The sequence below is a fragment of the Kitasatospora sp. NPDC050463 genome (assembly GCF_040655255.1).
In the GTDB taxonomy this organism is placed as follows: Bacteria; Actinomycetota; Actinomycetes; order Streptomycetales; family Streptomycetaceae; genus Kitasatospora.
Genome location: NZ_JBFAJO010000009.1, coordinates 88,133 through 103,142, shown reverse-complemented (window position 1 = coordinate 103,142; position 15,010 = coordinate 88,133). Strand labels below are relative to the sequence as shown.

The 15,010-nt window shown below is 74.2% G+C and carries 13 protein-coding genes; 3 read left to right on the top strand and 10 right to left on the bottom strand.

The features are described from left to right. Nucleotides 1–68 precede the first annotated feature (68 nt). Complete coding sequence (locus AB0J08_RS08270; protein WP_360628859.1) at nt 69–845, top strand: pirin family protein; 777 nt, start codon at nt 69–71, stop codon at nt 843–845. Nucleotides 846–880: 35 nt separating this feature from the next. Here the strand turns inward: AB0J08_RS08270 and AB0J08_RS08265 are convergent, their stop codons facing one another. Then, nucleotides 881–1,714 (bottom strand): serine hydrolase domain-containing protein, encoded by an 834-nt coding sequence (locus tag AB0J08_RS08265; protein WP_360628856.1) that lies wholly within the window; start codon nt 1,712–1,714, stop codon nt 881–883. A gap of 115 nt (nt 1,715–1,829) precedes the next feature. Here AB0J08_RS08265 and AB0J08_RS08260 point away from each other — a divergent pair, with 115 nt between their 5' ends. Then, the gene (locus AB0J08_RS08260; RefSeq protein WP_360628853.1) at nt 1,830–2,345 is read left to right on the top strand and encodes a MerR family transcriptional regulator; all 516 of its coding nucleotides are present in this window, start codon (nt 1,830–1,832) and stop codon (nt 2,343–2,345) included. A 70-nt stretch (nt 2,346–2,415) separates the two neighbouring features. Here the strand turns inward: AB0J08_RS08260 and AB0J08_RS08255 are convergent, their stop codons facing one another. After that, a complete protein-coding gene (locus AB0J08_RS08255) occupies nt 2,416–2,994 on the bottom strand; it encodes a TIGR03086 family metal-binding protein (RefSeq protein WP_360628850.1) in 579 nt (192 codons plus the stop codon). Nucleotides 2,995–3,097: 103 nt separating this feature from the next. On the opposite strand from AB0J08_RS08255, the gene AB0J08_RS08250 reads away from it, so the two are divergent. Beyond that, complete coding sequence (locus AB0J08_RS08250) at nt 3,098–4,078, top strand: YafY family protein (protein ID WP_360628846.1); 981 nt, start codon at nt 3,098–3,100, stop codon at nt 4,076–4,078. Between the two features lie 19 nt (nt 4,079–4,097). Here AB0J08_RS08250 and AB0J08_RS08245 read toward each other — a convergent pair whose 3' ends face one another. The 8 genes from AB0J08_RS08245 to AB0J08_RS08210 all read right to left on the bottom strand — a co-directional run bounded on the left by AB0J08_RS08245 (nt 4,098) and on the right by AB0J08_RS08210 (nt 14,966). Next, nucleotides 4,098–5,309, bottom strand: coding sequence for an alpha/beta hydrolase (locus AB0J08_RS08245; protein WP_360628842.1), 1,212 nt, complete (start codon nt 5,307–5,309; stop codon nt 4,098–4,100). Nucleotides 5,310–5,467: 158 nt separating this feature from the next. Then, entirely contained in the window at nt 5,468–5,815 is a 348-nt protein-coding gene (locus tag AB0J08_RS08240) for an MmcQ/YjbR family DNA-binding protein (protein WP_360628839.1), read from the bottom strand. Nucleotides 5,816–5,890: 75 nt separating this feature from the next. Continuing rightward, nucleotides 5,891–8,182 (bottom strand): Dyp-type peroxidase, encoded by a 2,292-nt coding sequence (locus tag AB0J08_RS08235; RefSeq protein WP_360628836.1) that lies wholly within the window; start codon nt 8,180–8,182, stop codon nt 5,891–5,893. A 36-nt stretch (nt 8,183–8,218) separates the two neighbouring features. Beyond that, complete coding sequence (locus AB0J08_RS08230) at nt 8,219–10,162, bottom strand: galactose oxidase-like domain-containing protein (RefSeq protein WP_360628832.1); 1,944 nt, start codon at nt 10,160–10,162, stop codon at nt 8,219–8,221. Between the two features lie 226 nt (nt 10,163–10,388). Then, nucleotides 10,389–11,615, bottom strand: coding sequence for an acyltransferase (locus tag AB0J08_RS08225; RefSeq protein ID WP_360628829.1), 1,227 nt, complete (start codon nt 11,613–11,615; stop codon nt 10,389–10,391). A gap of 78 nt (nt 11,616–11,693) precedes the next feature. Then, nucleotides 11,694–12,836, bottom strand: coding sequence for an alpha/beta hydrolase (locus tag AB0J08_RS08220; RefSeq protein ID WP_360628826.1), 1,143 nt, complete (start codon nt 12,834–12,836; stop codon nt 11,694–11,696). A gap of 157 nt (nt 12,837–12,993) precedes the next feature. Continuing rightward, nucleotides 12,994–13,668, bottom strand: coding sequence for a response regulator transcription factor (locus tag AB0J08_RS08215; RefSeq protein WP_360628824.1), 675 nt, complete (start codon nt 13,666–13,668; stop codon nt 12,994–12,996). Beyond that, a complete protein-coding gene (locus tag AB0J08_RS08210) occupies nt 13,665–14,966 on the bottom strand; it encodes a sensor histidine kinase (protein ID WP_360628821.1) in 1,302 nt (433 codons plus the stop codon). The genes AB0J08_RS08215 and AB0J08_RS08210 overlap by 4 nt, the downstream gene beginning before the upstream one ends. Nucleotides 14,967–15,010 lie beyond the last annotated feature (44 nt).

Below are 15,010 nucleotides of genomic sequence, written 5' to 3'. Positions count from 1 at the left end.
GCCGGACCGGGCGGCAGTGTCGCCGCCGGGCCCGGGAACGAGCCTCGGAGCGCGCTACCGTGGGGCCCGTGACCGACGCTCCCGCCCGCCCCCGCGCCGACCTGCGCCGTACCTCCGAGCGCTACCGCTCCACCCCGGCGGAGGGCATCGAGACCAGACACGCGTTCTCCTTCGCCGGACACTACGACCCGAGGAACACCCACTTCGGCGCGCTGCTCGCCTGCAACGAGGAACTGCTCGCCCCCGGGGCGGGGTTCGACGAGCACAAGCACCGGGACACCGAGATCCTCACCTGGGTCCTGGAGGGCGCCCTCGCGCACCGGGACTCCCGGGGCCACAGCGGCGTGGTCCGCCCCGGCATGCTCCAGTACCTGGGCGCGGGCTCGGGCGTCAGCCACACCGAGCGCAACGTCGGCGGCGCCGACGGGCCGGTCCGCTTCGTCCAGATGTGGCTCCAGCCGGACGTGTTCGACGCACCCCCGGTGTACGGGCTGCGCCGGGTGGAACCGGCGGACGGAGGGTTGACGCTGCTCGCCTCCGGGCTGGAGCGGGACGCCGGGACGGACGCCCTGCGGCTGCGCCGCGGTGACGCCGCGCTCTGGCTCGTCACCGCCGGCCCCTGGCAGCCGCTGCCCCGGCTCCCGCTCGCGGCCTGGCGGTACGCGCATCTGACGGCCGGCTCGCTGGGGTACCGGACGGTGCCGGGGCCGCAGGGCGGCGGCCGCTCGATGGTGCCCGGCGACAGCGTGCGGATCACCGGCGAGGCCTTCGCCGACCCGACGGCCGGCGAGGACGGCGCCTGCCTGCTGCTCTGGGAGATGCACTCGCCGGTCTCGTACGGCTGACGGCGGGCCCGGCCCGGATGCCCGCCCCGCCGGGCTCAGCCGCGCAGTTCGGCCAGGACGGCGTCGCCGAGGACCGGCCAGACCTCGGCGGCCCACGGCCCGAAGTCCCGGTCGGTGAGCGCGACGCAGGCCACGCCGGCCTCCGGGTCCACCCAGAGGAAGGTGCCGGACTGCCCGAAGTGGCCGAAGGTGGCCGGGGAGTTGGTGGTGCCCGTCCAGTGCGGCGCCTTGCCGTCCCGGATCTCGAAGCCGAGGCCCCAGTCGTTCGGCCGGCGGTGGCCGAAGCCCGGCAGCACACCGCTCGTCCCGGGGAAGGCGACCTCGCGGGTGGCCGCGCGCAGGGTGGAGGGGTCCAGCAGCTTGGGCGACTGCAGCTCGGCCGCGAACAGCGCGAGGTCCGCCGCCGTGGAGAGGCCACCGGCGCCGGCGGGGGACTTGTGCGCGGTGTTGATCAGCGTCGAGTCCATCCCGAGCGGCTCGAACACGGCCTCGGCGGCGTAGCGGCCGAACTCGATGCCCGAGGCCTGCTGGAGGGTCTGCGCCAGTACGTCGAAGCCGGCGTTGGAGTAGAGCCGGCGGTTGCCCGGCTCGGCCATCACCCGGTGCTCGTCGAAGGCCAGGCCCGAGGTGTGGGCCAGCAGGTGGCGCACGGTCGAGCCGGCCGGCCCGGCCGGGTCGTCCAATTCGAAGACGCCCTCCTCGACCGCGACCAGCACCGCGTACGAGGTGAGCAGCTTGGTCACCGACGCCAGCGGGAACAGGTGCTGCTGCGGGCCGTGCCCGCCCAGGACGGCGCCGTCCGCGCCCCGTACCACCACCGTCGCGGCGTTGGGCACCGGCCAGGTCTCGATCATCCGCAAGCTCTCCATGGCGCCGACTCTAACGGGCGGCCGGATCCGGGTGTCGGGAGTACCCGGATGGCAGGCTTGCTTGGAGTGCACTCCAACTCACTAGCGTCGTCGTCAACGCTCACCACCGGGGGTAATGATCATGGCCAGGCTCGCACCGATCCACGTCGACCTACGGAGCTGCTCCGACGTGTTCAACACGCCGGTCGGCGAGCCGGACCGGACCCCTCGGCACACCATCAGCGAGGTGGCGGCGGCCAGTGGGCTGACCGCCCACACGCTGCGCTGGTACGAGCGGATCGGCCTGCTCGACCCGGTCGACCGCGCCGCCTCCGGCCAGCGCCGCTACCGCGACGCCGACCTGCACCGGCTGGCCTTCCTCGGGCGGCTGCGGCTGACCGGCATGACGGTCGCCGACATGCTCCGGTACGTGGAGCTGGCCCGCCGGGGCGAGCGGACCATGGAGGACCGGCGCGACCTGCTGCTCGCCCACCGCGAAGAGGTCCGGCAGCGGATCGCCGACCTGCACGCCACCCTCGCCGTCATCGACTACAAGATCGACCTGTACGCCGGGAAGATCGCCGACCGCGGCGGACCGGCGGAGGGCGACGAGCCGGCGGACGCCCCGCGGACAAGGGAGCGGAGCGCATGACTCTCCCGGCACTCCCCGCCGCCCGGCTCGGCCCGCCGGGAGGGGCGCCCGCCCCTCCCGGCGCCGGGGATCAGACCGCGCGACCCAGCCAGGCCGCCAGCCGGGTGTAGGCATCGGCATCGGCCGGCGCGGGCCGCACCGTGCCGAACGGGACCGGACCGCCGCGGGACTCGGGCGGCAGCACGGCCTCGGCGATCGCCAGCGCGGTCAGTGCCAGCTGCTCGTCGAGGGCGAGGCGGCTGTCGAGCGCTCGCGCGATGTCCCAGGAGTGGGTGACCGCCTCCATCACGTAGCCGCCCAGCGCGGCCCGGCCGGGCACCTCGCCCCAGGGGGCGACGGTGGGGCGGTCCAGCTTCGCGTCGTCCGCCCAGGCGGCGACGGCCCGGGCGCGGGCCCGGCCGAGGGCGGCCGGCCAGGCGTCGTCGGCCAGCTCGTCGGTGGCCGCCACGACGTCCTCCGCCCGGCCGCCCTCGCCCATGTAGGCGAGCCGGTGCACGCCGCCGACCACGTGGCTGAGCAGCTGGCGCAGGTCGTACTCGGTGCACGGGGTGGGGCGCCCCAGCGCCTGCGGGGTCACCTCGGCGATCAGCTTCTCCAACTGGCCGAGGGCGAGCAGGTACAGCGGGCGGGGGTCCTGGGTGGTGTCCATACGGAATCTGCTCCATCGATGCGAAGGGGGTTGGGCTCTCTGGAGGCAATCTCCCGGTAAAACCTGACAACCAACGTCATGTTTTCTGGAACCCTCTCCTTCCATGAAGGCCGACCGCCTGCTCTCGATCCTGCTGTTGCTCCAGACCCGCGGCCAGGTGTCCGCCACCGAACTGGCCGAGCGCCTGGAGGTGTCGGTCCGCACCATCTACCGCGACGTCGAGGCGCTCTCGTCGGCCGGCGTGCCGGTCTACACCGAGCGCGGCCGACACGGCGGGATCGCCCTGCTGCCCGGCTACCGCACCGATGTCAGCGGTCTGACCGCCGACGAGGCCCGGGCCCTGTTCGTGCTCTCCGCCCGGGGCGCGCACAGCGACCTCGGGCTGGACGGCGCGCTCGGCTCGGCGCTGCGCAAGGTGATGGCCGCGCTGCCCGCCCCGCACCGCCCGGCCGCCGAGCGGATCAGCGAGCGGATCCTGGTGGACCCGGCCCGCTGGTTGCAGGCCGGCGCACCCGCCGGGCCGGACCTCGGCGATCTGCAGTACGCCGTCTTCGCCGACCGCCGGCTGCGGCTGCGCTACCGGCACAGCGGCACACCGGCCCCGGTCGAGTACGTCGTCGACCCGTACGGCCTGGTCAGCAAGGCCGCCGTCTGGTACCTGGTGGCCGATCTGCGCGGTGAGCCCCGGCTGTTCCGGGCCGACCGGGTACTCGTGGCCGAGGCCACCGAGGAGCCGGTGCGCCGGCGACCGGGGCTGGGGCTGGGCGACCTCTGGGCGGTGCTGCGCGAGCAGGTGGAGCGGCTGCCGAAGGAGGTGCCGGTGAAGGTCCGGGTGCGGCGCGGGCGGCTGGACCTGTTCGTCCGGATCCACGGCGGCCGGCTCACGGCGCCGCCGCCCGAGTCGGGCGCCGGGGCCCCGGACGAGTGGGTCGAGCTCGCGATGGGCTTCCAGGCGCTGCCGGCCGTCCGCGCGCTGCTCTCCTTCGGCCCGGACGTCGAGGTGCTGTCGCCGCCGGCCGCCCGGCGGGAGCTGGCCCGGTGCGCCGCCGAGGCCGTCCGGCTCTACCAGGACCAGCCGCACTGACCCGCGGACCGCGGCGGGCTCAGGCCTCGGGAACGGGCCGGACCACGTCCTCGTAGTGGCCGAGCGAGATGGCCGCGAAGTTGTGCAGGCTGTCGGTGCCCTCGGTGAAGTAGCCGTTGTGGCCGGAGGAACGGGCAGAGGAGATCTGCTCGGCGCCGAACTCGGCCGAGGTCGGGTCGGCGCCGTGGCCGAGCCCGCCGACCTCCAGGTACGGCACGTTGCCGATCCAGTCACTGCCGTTGCGGGTGGCCCAGACGTGCACGCCGGTGCCGAGCTCGGCGGTGCTCTGCACGCCCATGCCCGGGCTGCCGAACACCATCAGGTCGGTGACCCCGGAGGTGTCGGACGGCGAGGCGGCCGCCCGGGGGATCTCGGGGGCGGCGTTGCCGCAGACCACCGAGCCGTAGGAGTGGCAGAGCAGCGACGGCGGCGCGTCCGGCCGGGTGGTCTCCTTGAGGCCGGCGAGCAGCCGCTCCAGCCGGGGTGCGCCGACGTCGGCGAGCCGGGAGGTGACGGCGTCCGGGCCGAGGCCGGAGGGTGTGACGTAGCCGGTCCAGGCGATCACCGCGGTACGGGTGCCGGGCGACTGCCGCCGCTCCTCGGCGTACAGCGCGCGGGCCATTCCGGCGGGGGAGCGCAGCGGCTCGGCCGCCTGGTCGAAGTGGCCGAGGTCGGCGTCGGAGCCGGGGACCACCACGGAGATCCGGTCGGCGTCGGTGAGGTCGCCCCAGACCTCGCTGACCAGGCCGCGGCCGCGCGGGTCGAAGGCCAGCACCTGGCGCTCGGGGGCCAGCAGGTGTTCGACGTCGTTGGCGCGGGAGACGGCGAGTGCGCGCAGGTCGGAGTCGAGGCCGCGGTCGGCGGCGCGGGCCCGGGCGCGGTCCCGCTCGGCGGCGAGGGCGATCCGGTTGGCGCGGTAGCGCAGCTCGACCGGGGCGCCGTCGAAGTTGCCGACCACCAGCGGGTAGTCCTGGATCAGCCGGTCCAGCTCGGTGGGGGCCAGTGAGGCGAAGAACTCCGCGGCGGCGGCCGGCGAGGTGACGGCCGGGTCGGGCAGGGAGCGGTCGAAGGAGTGGTCCTCGACCCAGGCGGCGCTGCCGGCCGGTGGCGTGGAGATCGCCAACTGCTCGGTGGACGCGGCGGCCTGGGCCGCCGCGGCGCCGGCATCGGCGAGCACGGCGCACCCGGCGAAGGCACCGATCAGTACACGCTTCCACCGCCGACGGCGCATCGCGTCAACTCCCTAGGGGCCCGTGACCGTTCTGCGGGCGGGGCCCGGAGGGTGGTACGACTGCCAACTTCCCTGGGTAAGCGTAGGGGGAGTGGCGCGGTGTCGGGCCCGCTCAAACTGTGGGATGGATCACATGAACCTCCGGCGTCCTTTCGGCGTCACCGGGACTGCGTCGCGTCGAACTCCCTGACAATGCGCTTCGGTGCGGTGCGCCGCCAGGCCTCGGTCAGCAACTCCCGCAGCTCCTCCGGGTCGATCAGGTCGAGCCGGATCCCCACCCAGCCGTGCCGCCCGACGTACTGGGGGTACGAGAACACCTCGGGCGCGGCGGCGAGCAGTTCGGTCTGCTCCTCGGGAGAGGCCTTGACGCTGACGCTCGCGCCGTCCGGCGAGCCCATCGCGAAGATCTTCGTGCGGACCCGCAGGGTCTCGATCTCCCAGGTGGGCTGCTGCACGGCCTCGGGCAGGGCGAGCGCCATCGCGCGGAACTCATCGAACGTCACCATGGCGGCAGCGTAGGGCAGGGGACCGACACCCGTGCTCCCGGCGCGCGTCGCGGACCGGGAGCACGGGTCCCCGGCTCAGGCCAGTGAGTTCCAGGCGCTGCACGAGCGGTCGTCGGTGAGCTTGCGGTCCGGGTGGCCGCTGCCGTCGGCCACCGAGATCCGGCGGTAGTCCTCGCCGTGGAACACCCAGTACTCGCTCTTGCCGCCGACCCGCTGGCAGTCGGGCACCGGCAGGAAGCAGTCCACCTTGGTGATGCCGCCCAGCGAACCCCACTGGGAGAGTTCGCGGTCGGTGCGCTCACAGACGTCGGTGTGCGCGGCGCCGTCCGCCACCGAGATCAGCCGGTACTGCTGGCGGCCGCCGGTGCTGTGGAACGCCCAGTACCAGCTCTTCCCGCCGACCCGCTGCTGGTCGGGCACCGGGAGGAAGCAGTCCATCCGGTCGACGCCGCCGAGCGAGCCCCAGGCCGAGAGGTCGCGGTCCGGGCGCTCCACGGCGTTGGTGTGGCTCCCGCCGCCGCAGGTGATCGAGACGGCCCGGTACTGCTGGCGGCCGCCGGTGCTGTGGAACACCCAGTACCAGCTCTTGCCGGACGGGTTCTGCAGATCGGGCATCGGCAGCACGCAGTCGATCCGCGCGATGCCCTGCAGGCAGGGCCAGCCGGTCAGCGCGGCGTCGCGCTCGACCGAGCGGTCGGTGTGCGAGGCGCCGTCCTCGACCGAGATCCGGCGGCACTGCTCGCCGTGGAACGCCCAGTACTGGCTCTGCCCGCCCTGGCGCCACTGGTCCGGGACGGCGACGAAGTCGTCGCACGGGTAGCCCCTGCCCTGCTGCGGGGAGGCCTGGCCGCCCTGCTGGCCCTGCGATTGGCCGGTGAGCCGCCCCTCGGCGAGGGCCTTGAGGGTGCTGATGGACGGTGCGAAGGCGTAGACCGAGCCCTGGGTCTGCACGAACTGCTGGAAGCTCAGCGGAGTGTGCTTGATCGCGCCGTCCGGGCCGCGGCTCTCGAAGTCGACGGCGTCGGCCTCGGTGATCACGGGGTCCTTGCCGGGTACCGGGTTGCGGCCGGGCGGGAAGTCCGGCTGGTCGATCCAGTCGGCCTGGATGAATTCGAACTGCCGGGCGATGTCGGCCTGGTAGCAGACGAAGAGCAGGCCGCGCGGGTCGTCGGGCCCGCCGGGGCCCTCGGCGGCCGGGTCGAACGGATGCCCGTAGGGCGCGCCGCGCCGCATGATCCGCCGGCCGTCCAGCTCCTTGGCGTCGAACGGCGGCCGGCTGGGGTCGGGGGCCTGCAGCCCGGCCCGCGGGCTGGACTTGCGCAGGTGCGAGAAGAGCGGGGTGGCCAGGCCCTCCAGGTCGTCCCGGAAGTCGAAGTCGTTGTCCGACGAGGCGTTCGGGTCGTTCGGGACGTCGCGGTCCTGGTGCTTGCAGACCGGCGCGCCGGAGCGCCAGCGGCCGACCAGCCTGGCGGCCAGCCATTCGGTGGTGGCGGTGTCCGGGACGGCCTTGGCCTGCTTGAGCTCCTTCAGCTTGACCGAGACCTGCGACCACCAGCCGGGGACGTCCTGGGAGAGCCGGCGGACGACCTGGAAGGAGCCGTTGCGGGCCCACGCGGGGAAGTCGGTGAAGCTGCCGGGGGCGGGCTGCTCGCCGACGACGAACTCGCCGGCCGGGATGATCCGGGTGCCCGGGTGGCCGTCGACCTCCTCCTCGTTGCCCGCGCTGGGCTGGTCGAAGAAGCGGACGCCGGGCTCGCTGATGCCGTCCTTGAAGCCGAAGTGCTCCTTGCCGCGGCGGCTGCCCAGCAGGGTCTTCGCGTTCTGCTGGAAGATGATGACGATCCTGGCCTCGGCGGCCGCCTCGCGCTGGGCGGTGACGGTGGCGGCGAGGTCCTGCTCGGTGTCCGAGGCGATCGTCAGCACGGCGTGCACCGCCTGGTTCCGGCCGTTGCCGAAGAGCCAGTTCTCCGGGGAGTTGTCGCCGGTGTCGCCGAGTGCGCCGGCCCGTTTGGCCGAACCCTCCCGGAACGCCTCCAGGCCGCTGCCGACCGGCGGGGCCTGCTCGAACGGGTCGGTGGCGGAGAGCTGGCGCATGCCCTCGTAGGTGAGGCTGACGCCCAGCCAGGTGGCCTTGAGGGTCCTGGGGTCGTCGCCGCCCGAGGACCTGCGGGCCTCGCTGAACGCCGCGTTGAAGTCGGCGACCTGGCGGGTGGTGGCGATCTGCGGGGCGAGCCCGCGCAGCCAGTCGCGGGCCCTGGCGGCGTCCTCGAACTTCAGGAACAGCAGGGTGACGTTGTCCTTCTTGAAGCCGGCGATGATGTCGCCCTGGATCTCATCGCTCTGGCGCAGTCTCAGATCCGTTGCCATGGGGTTCCTCCGTGAGGTGGGTGGGGGAGGCCGTGATCAGGCCGAGGAGCTGAGCTGCACCCACTGCGCGACGCTGGGCACGCCCTGGTCGTTGAGCAGGAAGAGCATGTACCAGCCGGGGGGCGCCGCCTTGGCGTCCGGCGGCGCCTGGAACTCCAGCCGGTTGCCGGCCCGGCTGCTGAGCCGCAGCTCGATGTGGCGCTGGCTGGTGTTGACCGAGTGGGTCGCGGTGGTCGGCGCCAGCAGGACGGCCTTGGCCGCGCGCTCCGGCGTCGATGTGGTGACCAGGAACTTCTTGTCGTAGCCGACCGGTGTGGTGGGGGCCCGGTCGAGCGAGGGCCGGTTGCTCTGGTGCAGGTAGTTCGGCTCGTAGATCTCGATGGTGCCGTTCATGGTGACGGGGCCCGTCGTACCGGGGATGCCGCTCACCGTGCCGTTGACGTCCGGATTGTTGGCGAGCTGCTGGAGCTCGTCACCGGTCACCATGACGCGTCCGTCCGGCAGGACCACGGCGTTGGAGTGGTAGCCGCGCGGCAGCCGCTGGACCGGGCCGAGCTTCCAGTTGCCCTGGGCGTCGCGCAGCTCGATCTGGCGGTACTTGAGGTCGGCGTTCGGGTTGTAGGGGCCGTTGCCGTAGTCGCGGATGTCGTACGCGCCGTTGACGGTCAGCAGCTTGCCGTCGGGTAGCAGGATGGTGTCGTCCTGGGTGCGGCCGAACGCGCGCGACTTCTCGGCGGTCCAACTGCCGTTGGAGAAGCGCAGGGTGCTCGGGTTGTCCCGGTCGCCGCCGAGGACCAGCGCGGAGTCCGGGCCGTTCGGGCCGCTCGGCAGCATGACGGCCGAGCCGTAGTTGCGCTTGCGGCCGTCCGGGCGGGGTGCCAGGTCGCTGCGGGACTCCGCGACCGGGTCGAACTTCCACTGCTCGTCGGCCTGGCGGCCGAAGCCGTAGATGTTGCCGTCGTTGAGCGAGAACAGGTGCGGGTAGTCCAGGCTGAACGGAGCGTCCGCCTTGAACCGGTCCACCGGGGTGTTCTTCGGGATCTCGGTCTTGAGCGAGGGCACCGGGTAGCCCTTGGCGGGGAAGCGCTCGACCACCGGGGTCGGGGTTCCCCAGCCCAGTTCGGACTGGCCGGACATGATCAGTTGGCGGCCATCGGCGCCGGTCACCACGGACGGGTACCAGCGGCCGACCGACATGTCCGGGTTCTTGGTCCAGGTCTCGGTCCACGGGTCGAAGATCAGTGAGAGCTTGGCGCCGGTGCCGCCGTTGCCGCCCAGGTTGCCGCCGAAGACGCCGAGCATGCCGTTGGGCAGGAACGAGTGGCCGGAGCAGAAGAACGGGGCCGGCCGGGGTTCGTGCAGCCCGTCCGGCATGTCGACGATCGGCGGGGCGACCTGCTTGAAGGCGTCCGTGCCGTAGCCCTTCGCCGGGTCCCAGAGGAAGGCCCGGCCGGCGTTCTCCTTGCCGGTGGTCTGGGTCGGCGCGGGCTCCTTCTCCGGATTGGTCTCGATCCGCTCGAACGAGAACACCAGGACCTTGCCGGTCGGCAGCAGCGCGATGTGGTCGCCGAAGTCGGGTGAGGGGAAGTACTGCTTGAACGCGCCGAAGAGGGTCGGGTCGAAGCCGGCGTTGGTGCTGGTCTGGGAGTCCGTCAACGCCTTGAGCCGGTTGGTCCGGGTGGTCTGCGGGTAGTCGCCGATGCCGCGGACGGCCGCCCGCATGCGGGCGTGCTCCTCGGCGTGCTCCTGACCGAGCGCCGCGACCTCGTCGTCCCGCATCTCGGCCAGCACCCGGGGTGAGGTGACGTGCGGGGTCAGCTCGTCGTCGGCGCCGCCGTGGGCGAGGACCAGGGCGGCGGCCGGGGTGGCGGCGGTCAGGACGGTGCCGGTGGTCAGCGCGCAGACGACGGCGGTGGCGACGACGGACAGCCGGCGGCGGGCCCGCGGCCGGCGACGCGGCCGCGGTGGGGACAGGGACATGGGACTCCTCGGAACGGGATATGGGGGGAGACGGGGTGGGCGGACGCGCGGACGGCCCCGGCCGTGGGCGGGCGCGGGCGTACCGATAGTTGCCGACGGTCACAGGACATCACAGTGCGTGGTGGTTCGCATGCGGATGCACCGCTTCGACAGGAGCGTGTCGCCGCCGGACGGGGCGTGCGCCGCAGCAGCTCACGCCCCGTCAATCCCCCTGAGAGATCCCGGCTCAGACCACGCCCAGCGCGTACGCGGCGAACAGTGCCGCGCCGGCGCCGGCCACCGCCTTCCAGGTGCGGGAGAACGCCGTCCAGGGGCCGTCGAACCGGCGGGTGAACCACCCGATCGCGATCAGGACAGCGCCGAACAGCGGAAGCAGCGCCACCCGGGCGGCCACCCAGGCCGGCGAGTCCGGTGCGCCGGTCAGGCCGGGCACGGTGCCGAAGGCGGCCGCGCCGGGCACCGCGACGGCCAGCATCGCGCTCTGGTGCCAGCAGAAGATCGTCATCGCCGAGAGGTTGACCGCCACCACCGGCAGCCAGAGCAGCGGACGCCGCAGCAGCCGGCCGAACCGCTCCCGCAGCAGTACCGCGGCGCCGCACTGCACCGCCGCCAGGGCCAGGACCAGCAGGGACGGCGGGTGCGAGTTGGTCCGCTCGGCGCCGGGCACGCCGACCATGCTGGCCGGGTAGTGGAAGACCAGCAGCAGCGCGGCGAACAGCGCGCCACCGCCGAACAGCAGCAGTCGCGCGGCCGGGCGGCCGAGCCGCCCGTGGGCCCAGAGCACGCCCAGCTGGTAGCCGAAGAGCCAGCCCGGAAGGATGTTCAGCAGCCCGACCCAGGACGGCACCGCCTCCGCCCACGGGCCGTACCGCAGCAGGTCGACCACGGCGACCACGGCCGCCAGGACGCCCGCCGACCAGCCGCGCAGCCGCCGGGCGGCGGCCGTGCCGAGCGGGGTCAGCGCGGTCAGCCCCAGGTAGACGGCGATGTACCAGAGGGGCTGCACCACCAGCACCGAACCGGTCCGAACGGTGTCGCCCGGGACACCGAGCCGGCCCAACAGCGGGATCAGCAGCGCCCAGACGGCCGCCACCCCGAGGACCGGCCGCAGCAGCCGCACCGAGCGGCCGCGCAGCCAGCCCGCGTAACCGACCCCCCGGGCGCGGGCCCGTTCCAGTGAGCGGGCCGAGGAGTGACCGCCGACCAGGAAGAACACACCGAGCATCTGGAGCACCCAGCTGACCGGCGCGAAGAAGCCGAGCGAGGCGAGCGGGCTGGCGTTGTGCAGCGCACCGTCGGCGGAGAGGGTGAAGCCGCCGAGCAGCCAGTGGCCGACGGGGACGGCGAGCAGGGCGAGCGCGCGCAGTCCGTCCAGGGCGCGGTCGCGGGTCTCGGGGGTGCGGGCGTCGACCTGGTGCGCGGCGCGGCGCAGGGCGGTCAGCGGGTGGGCCATGGCGTTGCTCCTCGGGAGGTGGCGGGCGGGGCCGGGGTTCGGCGGCCGGGTTTAAGCGGCCCGGCGGGGTGGCCGGCTTCAGCGGCCGAGCGCGAGGGTGGCGAAGGCCGCCAGGGATGCGGTGCCGGGGGCGAAGTAGCCGGTGTGGCCGTGGGAGCCGGTGGCGGGCAGCGGGCGGGCGCCGAAGCCGGGGCCGGTCGGGTCGGCGCCGTGGCCGAGGCCGAGCAGCGAGACGTTGGGCACGTTGCCGATCCAGTCGGAGCCGTTGCGCTCGGTGGCCCAGAGCGGCACCCGGGGATCGAGGTCGGCGGCCGAGCCGACGCCCATGCCGGGGGAGCCGAGCACCACCAGGCCGGCGGCCTGCTCCGGACCGGGGCGGGCCAGGCCGCAGACCACCGAGCCGTAGCTGTGGCAGAACACCGTGGCGGGCGCCGCCGGGCGGGTGGTGACGGCGAGTCCGTCCAGCAGCCGGGTGAGGCGCTGCGCCCCGGCCCGCGCGAGGGTCTCGGTGGCGGCGTCCGGGCCGAGGCCGACCGGGGTGGTGTAGCCGGCCCAGGCGATCACGGCGCTCTGCCGGCCGGTGGCGTCGTACAGCGCGCGGGCCATCCCGGTCGGGGTGCCGTACGGGTCGGTGGGCCGGTCGAAGCTCAGCAGGTCGATGTCCGAGCCGGGGACGACGACGGCCGTCCGGCCGGCGGCGGTCAGGTCGCCGTGGACCTCGGCGACCAGGCCGCGACCGCGCGGGTCGAACGCGAGGATCTGCCGGCCGCCGTCGAGCAGGGTGCGGTAGCGCTCGGCGCGCCCGCGGGCGGCGGCCCGGTCCTTCGGGGTGAGCGCCGGGTCGGTGGCGCGGGCGACTTCGCGTCCGCGCTCCTCGGCCAGGGCCAGCGCGTTGGCCCGGTAGCGGAGGCGGACGGGGGCGCCGTCGAGGTTGCCGACCACCAGCGGGTGGCGGACGGCCAGCGCGTCCTGACCGGCGGGCGGCAGCTGCTCGAAGAAGGCGGCCACCGCGGCGGGGGAGGCGGTGGCCGGGTCGGGCGGCCGGAGGCCGAGAGCGGTGTCGGCGACCCAGGCGGCGCTGCCGGGCGGCGGGCCGGTGATCGCGCGCTGGGTGTCGGCGACCCATCCGCCGGCGCCCAGGACGGCGGCCAGGGCCACCGCGGCGGCGGCGACCGCACGTGCGAAACGCCGGGGCCTGTGGTCGGAGCGAGGCTGCCGCATGTCCGTGTTCTCCCTTGTCCGTCGGGTGTCGACGGAGAGGAAGGTAGAAATGCGGCGGCCCCGCGGACGTCACACCGCGGGGCCAACTCCCGGGTGCTACCCGGGTATCAGAGGGCGGACCGGCCGGTCCGGGATGGCACCGGCGGCCGCCGGGCGGTCATTGACCGGGCGTCACCAGGCCGGACTCGTAGGCCAGCACCACCGCCTGGGCGCGGTCGCGCAGGTCGAGCTTGGCGAGGATTCGGCCGATGTGGGTCTTGACGGTCTGTTCGGCGAGCACCAACCCGGCGGCGATCTCCTGGTTGGACAGGCCGCGGGCGATCAGCTCCAGCACCTCGGTCTCCCGCGGAGTGAGGCCGTTCAGTCGCAGCTTGGGGTCCCGGCGCCGGGTCGGCCTGGCCCGGGCGAAGTCCTCGATCAGCCGCCGGGTCACCGACGGGGCGAGCAGCGCGTCGCCGGCCGCGACCACTCGCACGGCGGCGATCAGGTCGGCAGGCGGTGCGTCCTTGAGCAGGAAGCCGCTGGCCCCGGCCCGCAGCGCCTCGTACACGTAGTCGTCCACGTCGAAGGTGGTCAGCATCAGCACCTTGGGGCGGTGGGCGCCGGGGACGGCCGGGTCGAGCAGTCGGCGGGCCGCCTCCAGGCCGTCCATGCCGGGCATCCGGACGTCCATCAGGACGACGTCGGGGTGGGTGCGGCCGCAGACCTCCAGGGCCTGCGCGCCGTCCGCCGCGTCGCCCACCACGTCGATGTCGCTCTGGACGCCCAGCAGGGCGGCGAAGCCCGCCCGCACCATCGCCTGGTCGTCGACGATGATCACGCGGATGGTCATGCGGTGGTCTCCCGGGGAGTGTCGATCGGCAGGACGGCGGCCACCTTGAAGCCGCCGTCGGGCAGCGGGCCGGTGTCCAGCTTCCCATCCAGCAGCCGGACGCGTTCCCGCATCCCGACCAGCCCGTGGCCGGTGCCCTCGGCGGCGGCCTCCAGCGACGCGGTGCGCGCGGGCGGGGCGCCGTTCACCACGGTGACCAGCAGGGCCGGGCCGTCGACGGTCAGGGACACCCAGGCCTCGGCGCCGGGCGCGTGCCGCACGACGTTGGCCAGCGCCTCCTGGACGATCCGATAGACGGAGAGGTCGACGGCCTGCGGCAGGGCGGTGGCCAGCTCCGGCGGGACGGCCAGCTCGGCCGGTACCCCGGCCCGCCCGACCGTCTCGACCAGCTGGGCCAGCTGTCCGATCCCGGGCTGCGGTGCCTTCTCCCCGCCGGAGTCCTCGCTGCGCAGCACGCCCAGCAGCCGGCGCATCTCGGACAGCGAGTCGCGGGCGGTGCCGGCGATGGCGGTGAACTCCTCGGCCGCCTCGGCCGGGACACCGGCGATCCGGTACGGGGCGCTGGCCGCCTGGACGGCGATCACGGACATGTGGTGGGCGACCACGTCGTGCAGCTCGCGGGCGATCCGGGCGCGCTCCTCCAGCAGGGTGCGGCGCTCGCGCTCGGCCTCGCTGATGTGTTCCTGCTCGGCGAGCAGCCGCTGGGCCTCGGCCCGTTCCCGCAGGGCGCCGCCGAGCACCAGGACGGCTCCGGTCAGGGCCACCGCCAGCAGGCTGTTGTCGTTTCCGAAGCCGCCGCCCACGCCGAGCAGCGACAGTGCGAGGCTGGCGGCGCAGGTGGCGAGCCAGACCGAGAGCAGGGTGCGCCGCCGCTCGCGGAGCGCGAGCGGGAGCATCAGCAGCACATAGCCGACCAGGCCGGTGACCGGCCACGGCCAGGCGGAGGAGGTGTCCCGGCCGGTGGTGAGGATCAGGAGGGAGGACAGCAGGTCGGCGGCGCCGATCATCCACCAGGCGGGCAGCGGGCGACTCAGCGCGAGCAGCAGCGGCACGGTCTGGGCGACGGCGAGGCCCGCGGCGAGGCCGACGTTGAGCCCGTAGTCGTCCGCCAGGACGTTGATCCCGCTGGGCAGCAGGGAGGACACCGCCGACAGGGCGAGGACGTACGGCAGCCAGCGGGCCCAGCGGCTGGCGGCATGGGCCAGCAGCGGGGTGTGGTCGGTGGACGGGCGGGTGAGCGGGGCGAGCAGACCGGGCAGCAGGCCGCCCCGGGTCGGCCCGGTGGGCTGATCGATCATCCCGTCAGCCTAGGGCGGCCCGTGCCGCCGGGCGTCGGACCGGG

Bases quoted from the DNA above. Each gene is read 5' to 3' on its own strand.
- AB0J08_RS08215 (WP_360628824.1), bottom strand. From the start codon at position 13,668: ATGACCATCCGCGTGATCATCGTCGACGACCAGGCGATGGTGCGGGCG.
- AB0J08_RS08220 (WP_360628826.1), bottom strand. From the start codon at position 12,836: ATGCGGCAGCCTCGCTCCGACCACAGGCCCCGGCGTTTCGCACGTGCG.
- AB0J08_RS08250 (WP_360628846.1), top strand. From the start codon at position 3,098: ATGAAGGCCGACCGCCTGCTCTCGATCCTGCTGTTGCTCCAGACCCGC.
- AB0J08_RS08265 (WP_360628856.1), bottom strand. From the start codon at position 1,714: ATGGAGAGCTTGCGGATGATCGAGACCTGGCCGGTGCCCAACGCCGCG.
- AB0J08_RS08235 (WP_360628836.1), bottom strand. From the start codon at position 8,182: ATGGCAACGGATCTGAGACTGCGCCAGAGCGATGAGATCCAGGGCGAC.
- AB0J08_RS08255 (WP_360628850.1), bottom strand. From the start codon at position 2,994: ATGGACACCACCCAGGACCCCCGCCCGCTGTACCTGCTCGCCCTCGGC.
- AB0J08_RS08245 (WP_360628842.1), bottom strand. From the start codon at position 5,309: ATGCGCCGTCGGCGGTGGAAGCGTGTACTGATCGGTGCCTTCGCCGGG.
- AB0J08_RS08210 (WP_360628821.1), bottom strand. From the start codon at position 14,966: ATGATCGATCAGCCCACCGGGCCGACCCGGGGCGGCCTGCTGCCCGGT.
- AB0J08_RS08260 (WP_360628853.1), top strand. From the start codon at position 1,830: ATGATCATGGCCAGGCTCGCACCGATCCACGTCGACCTACGGAGCTGC.
- AB0J08_RS08225 (WP_360628829.1), bottom strand. From the start codon at position 11,615: ATGGCCCACCCGCTGACCGCCCTGCGCCGCGCCGCGCACCAGGTCGAC.
- AB0J08_RS08230 (WP_360628832.1), bottom strand. From the start codon at position 10,162: ATGTCCCTGTCCCCACCGCGGCCGCGTCGCCGGCCGCGGGCCCGCCGC.
- AB0J08_RS08240 (WP_360628839.1), bottom strand. From the start codon at position 5,815: ATGGTGACGTTCGATGAGTTCCGCGCGATGGCGCTCGCCCTGCCCGAG.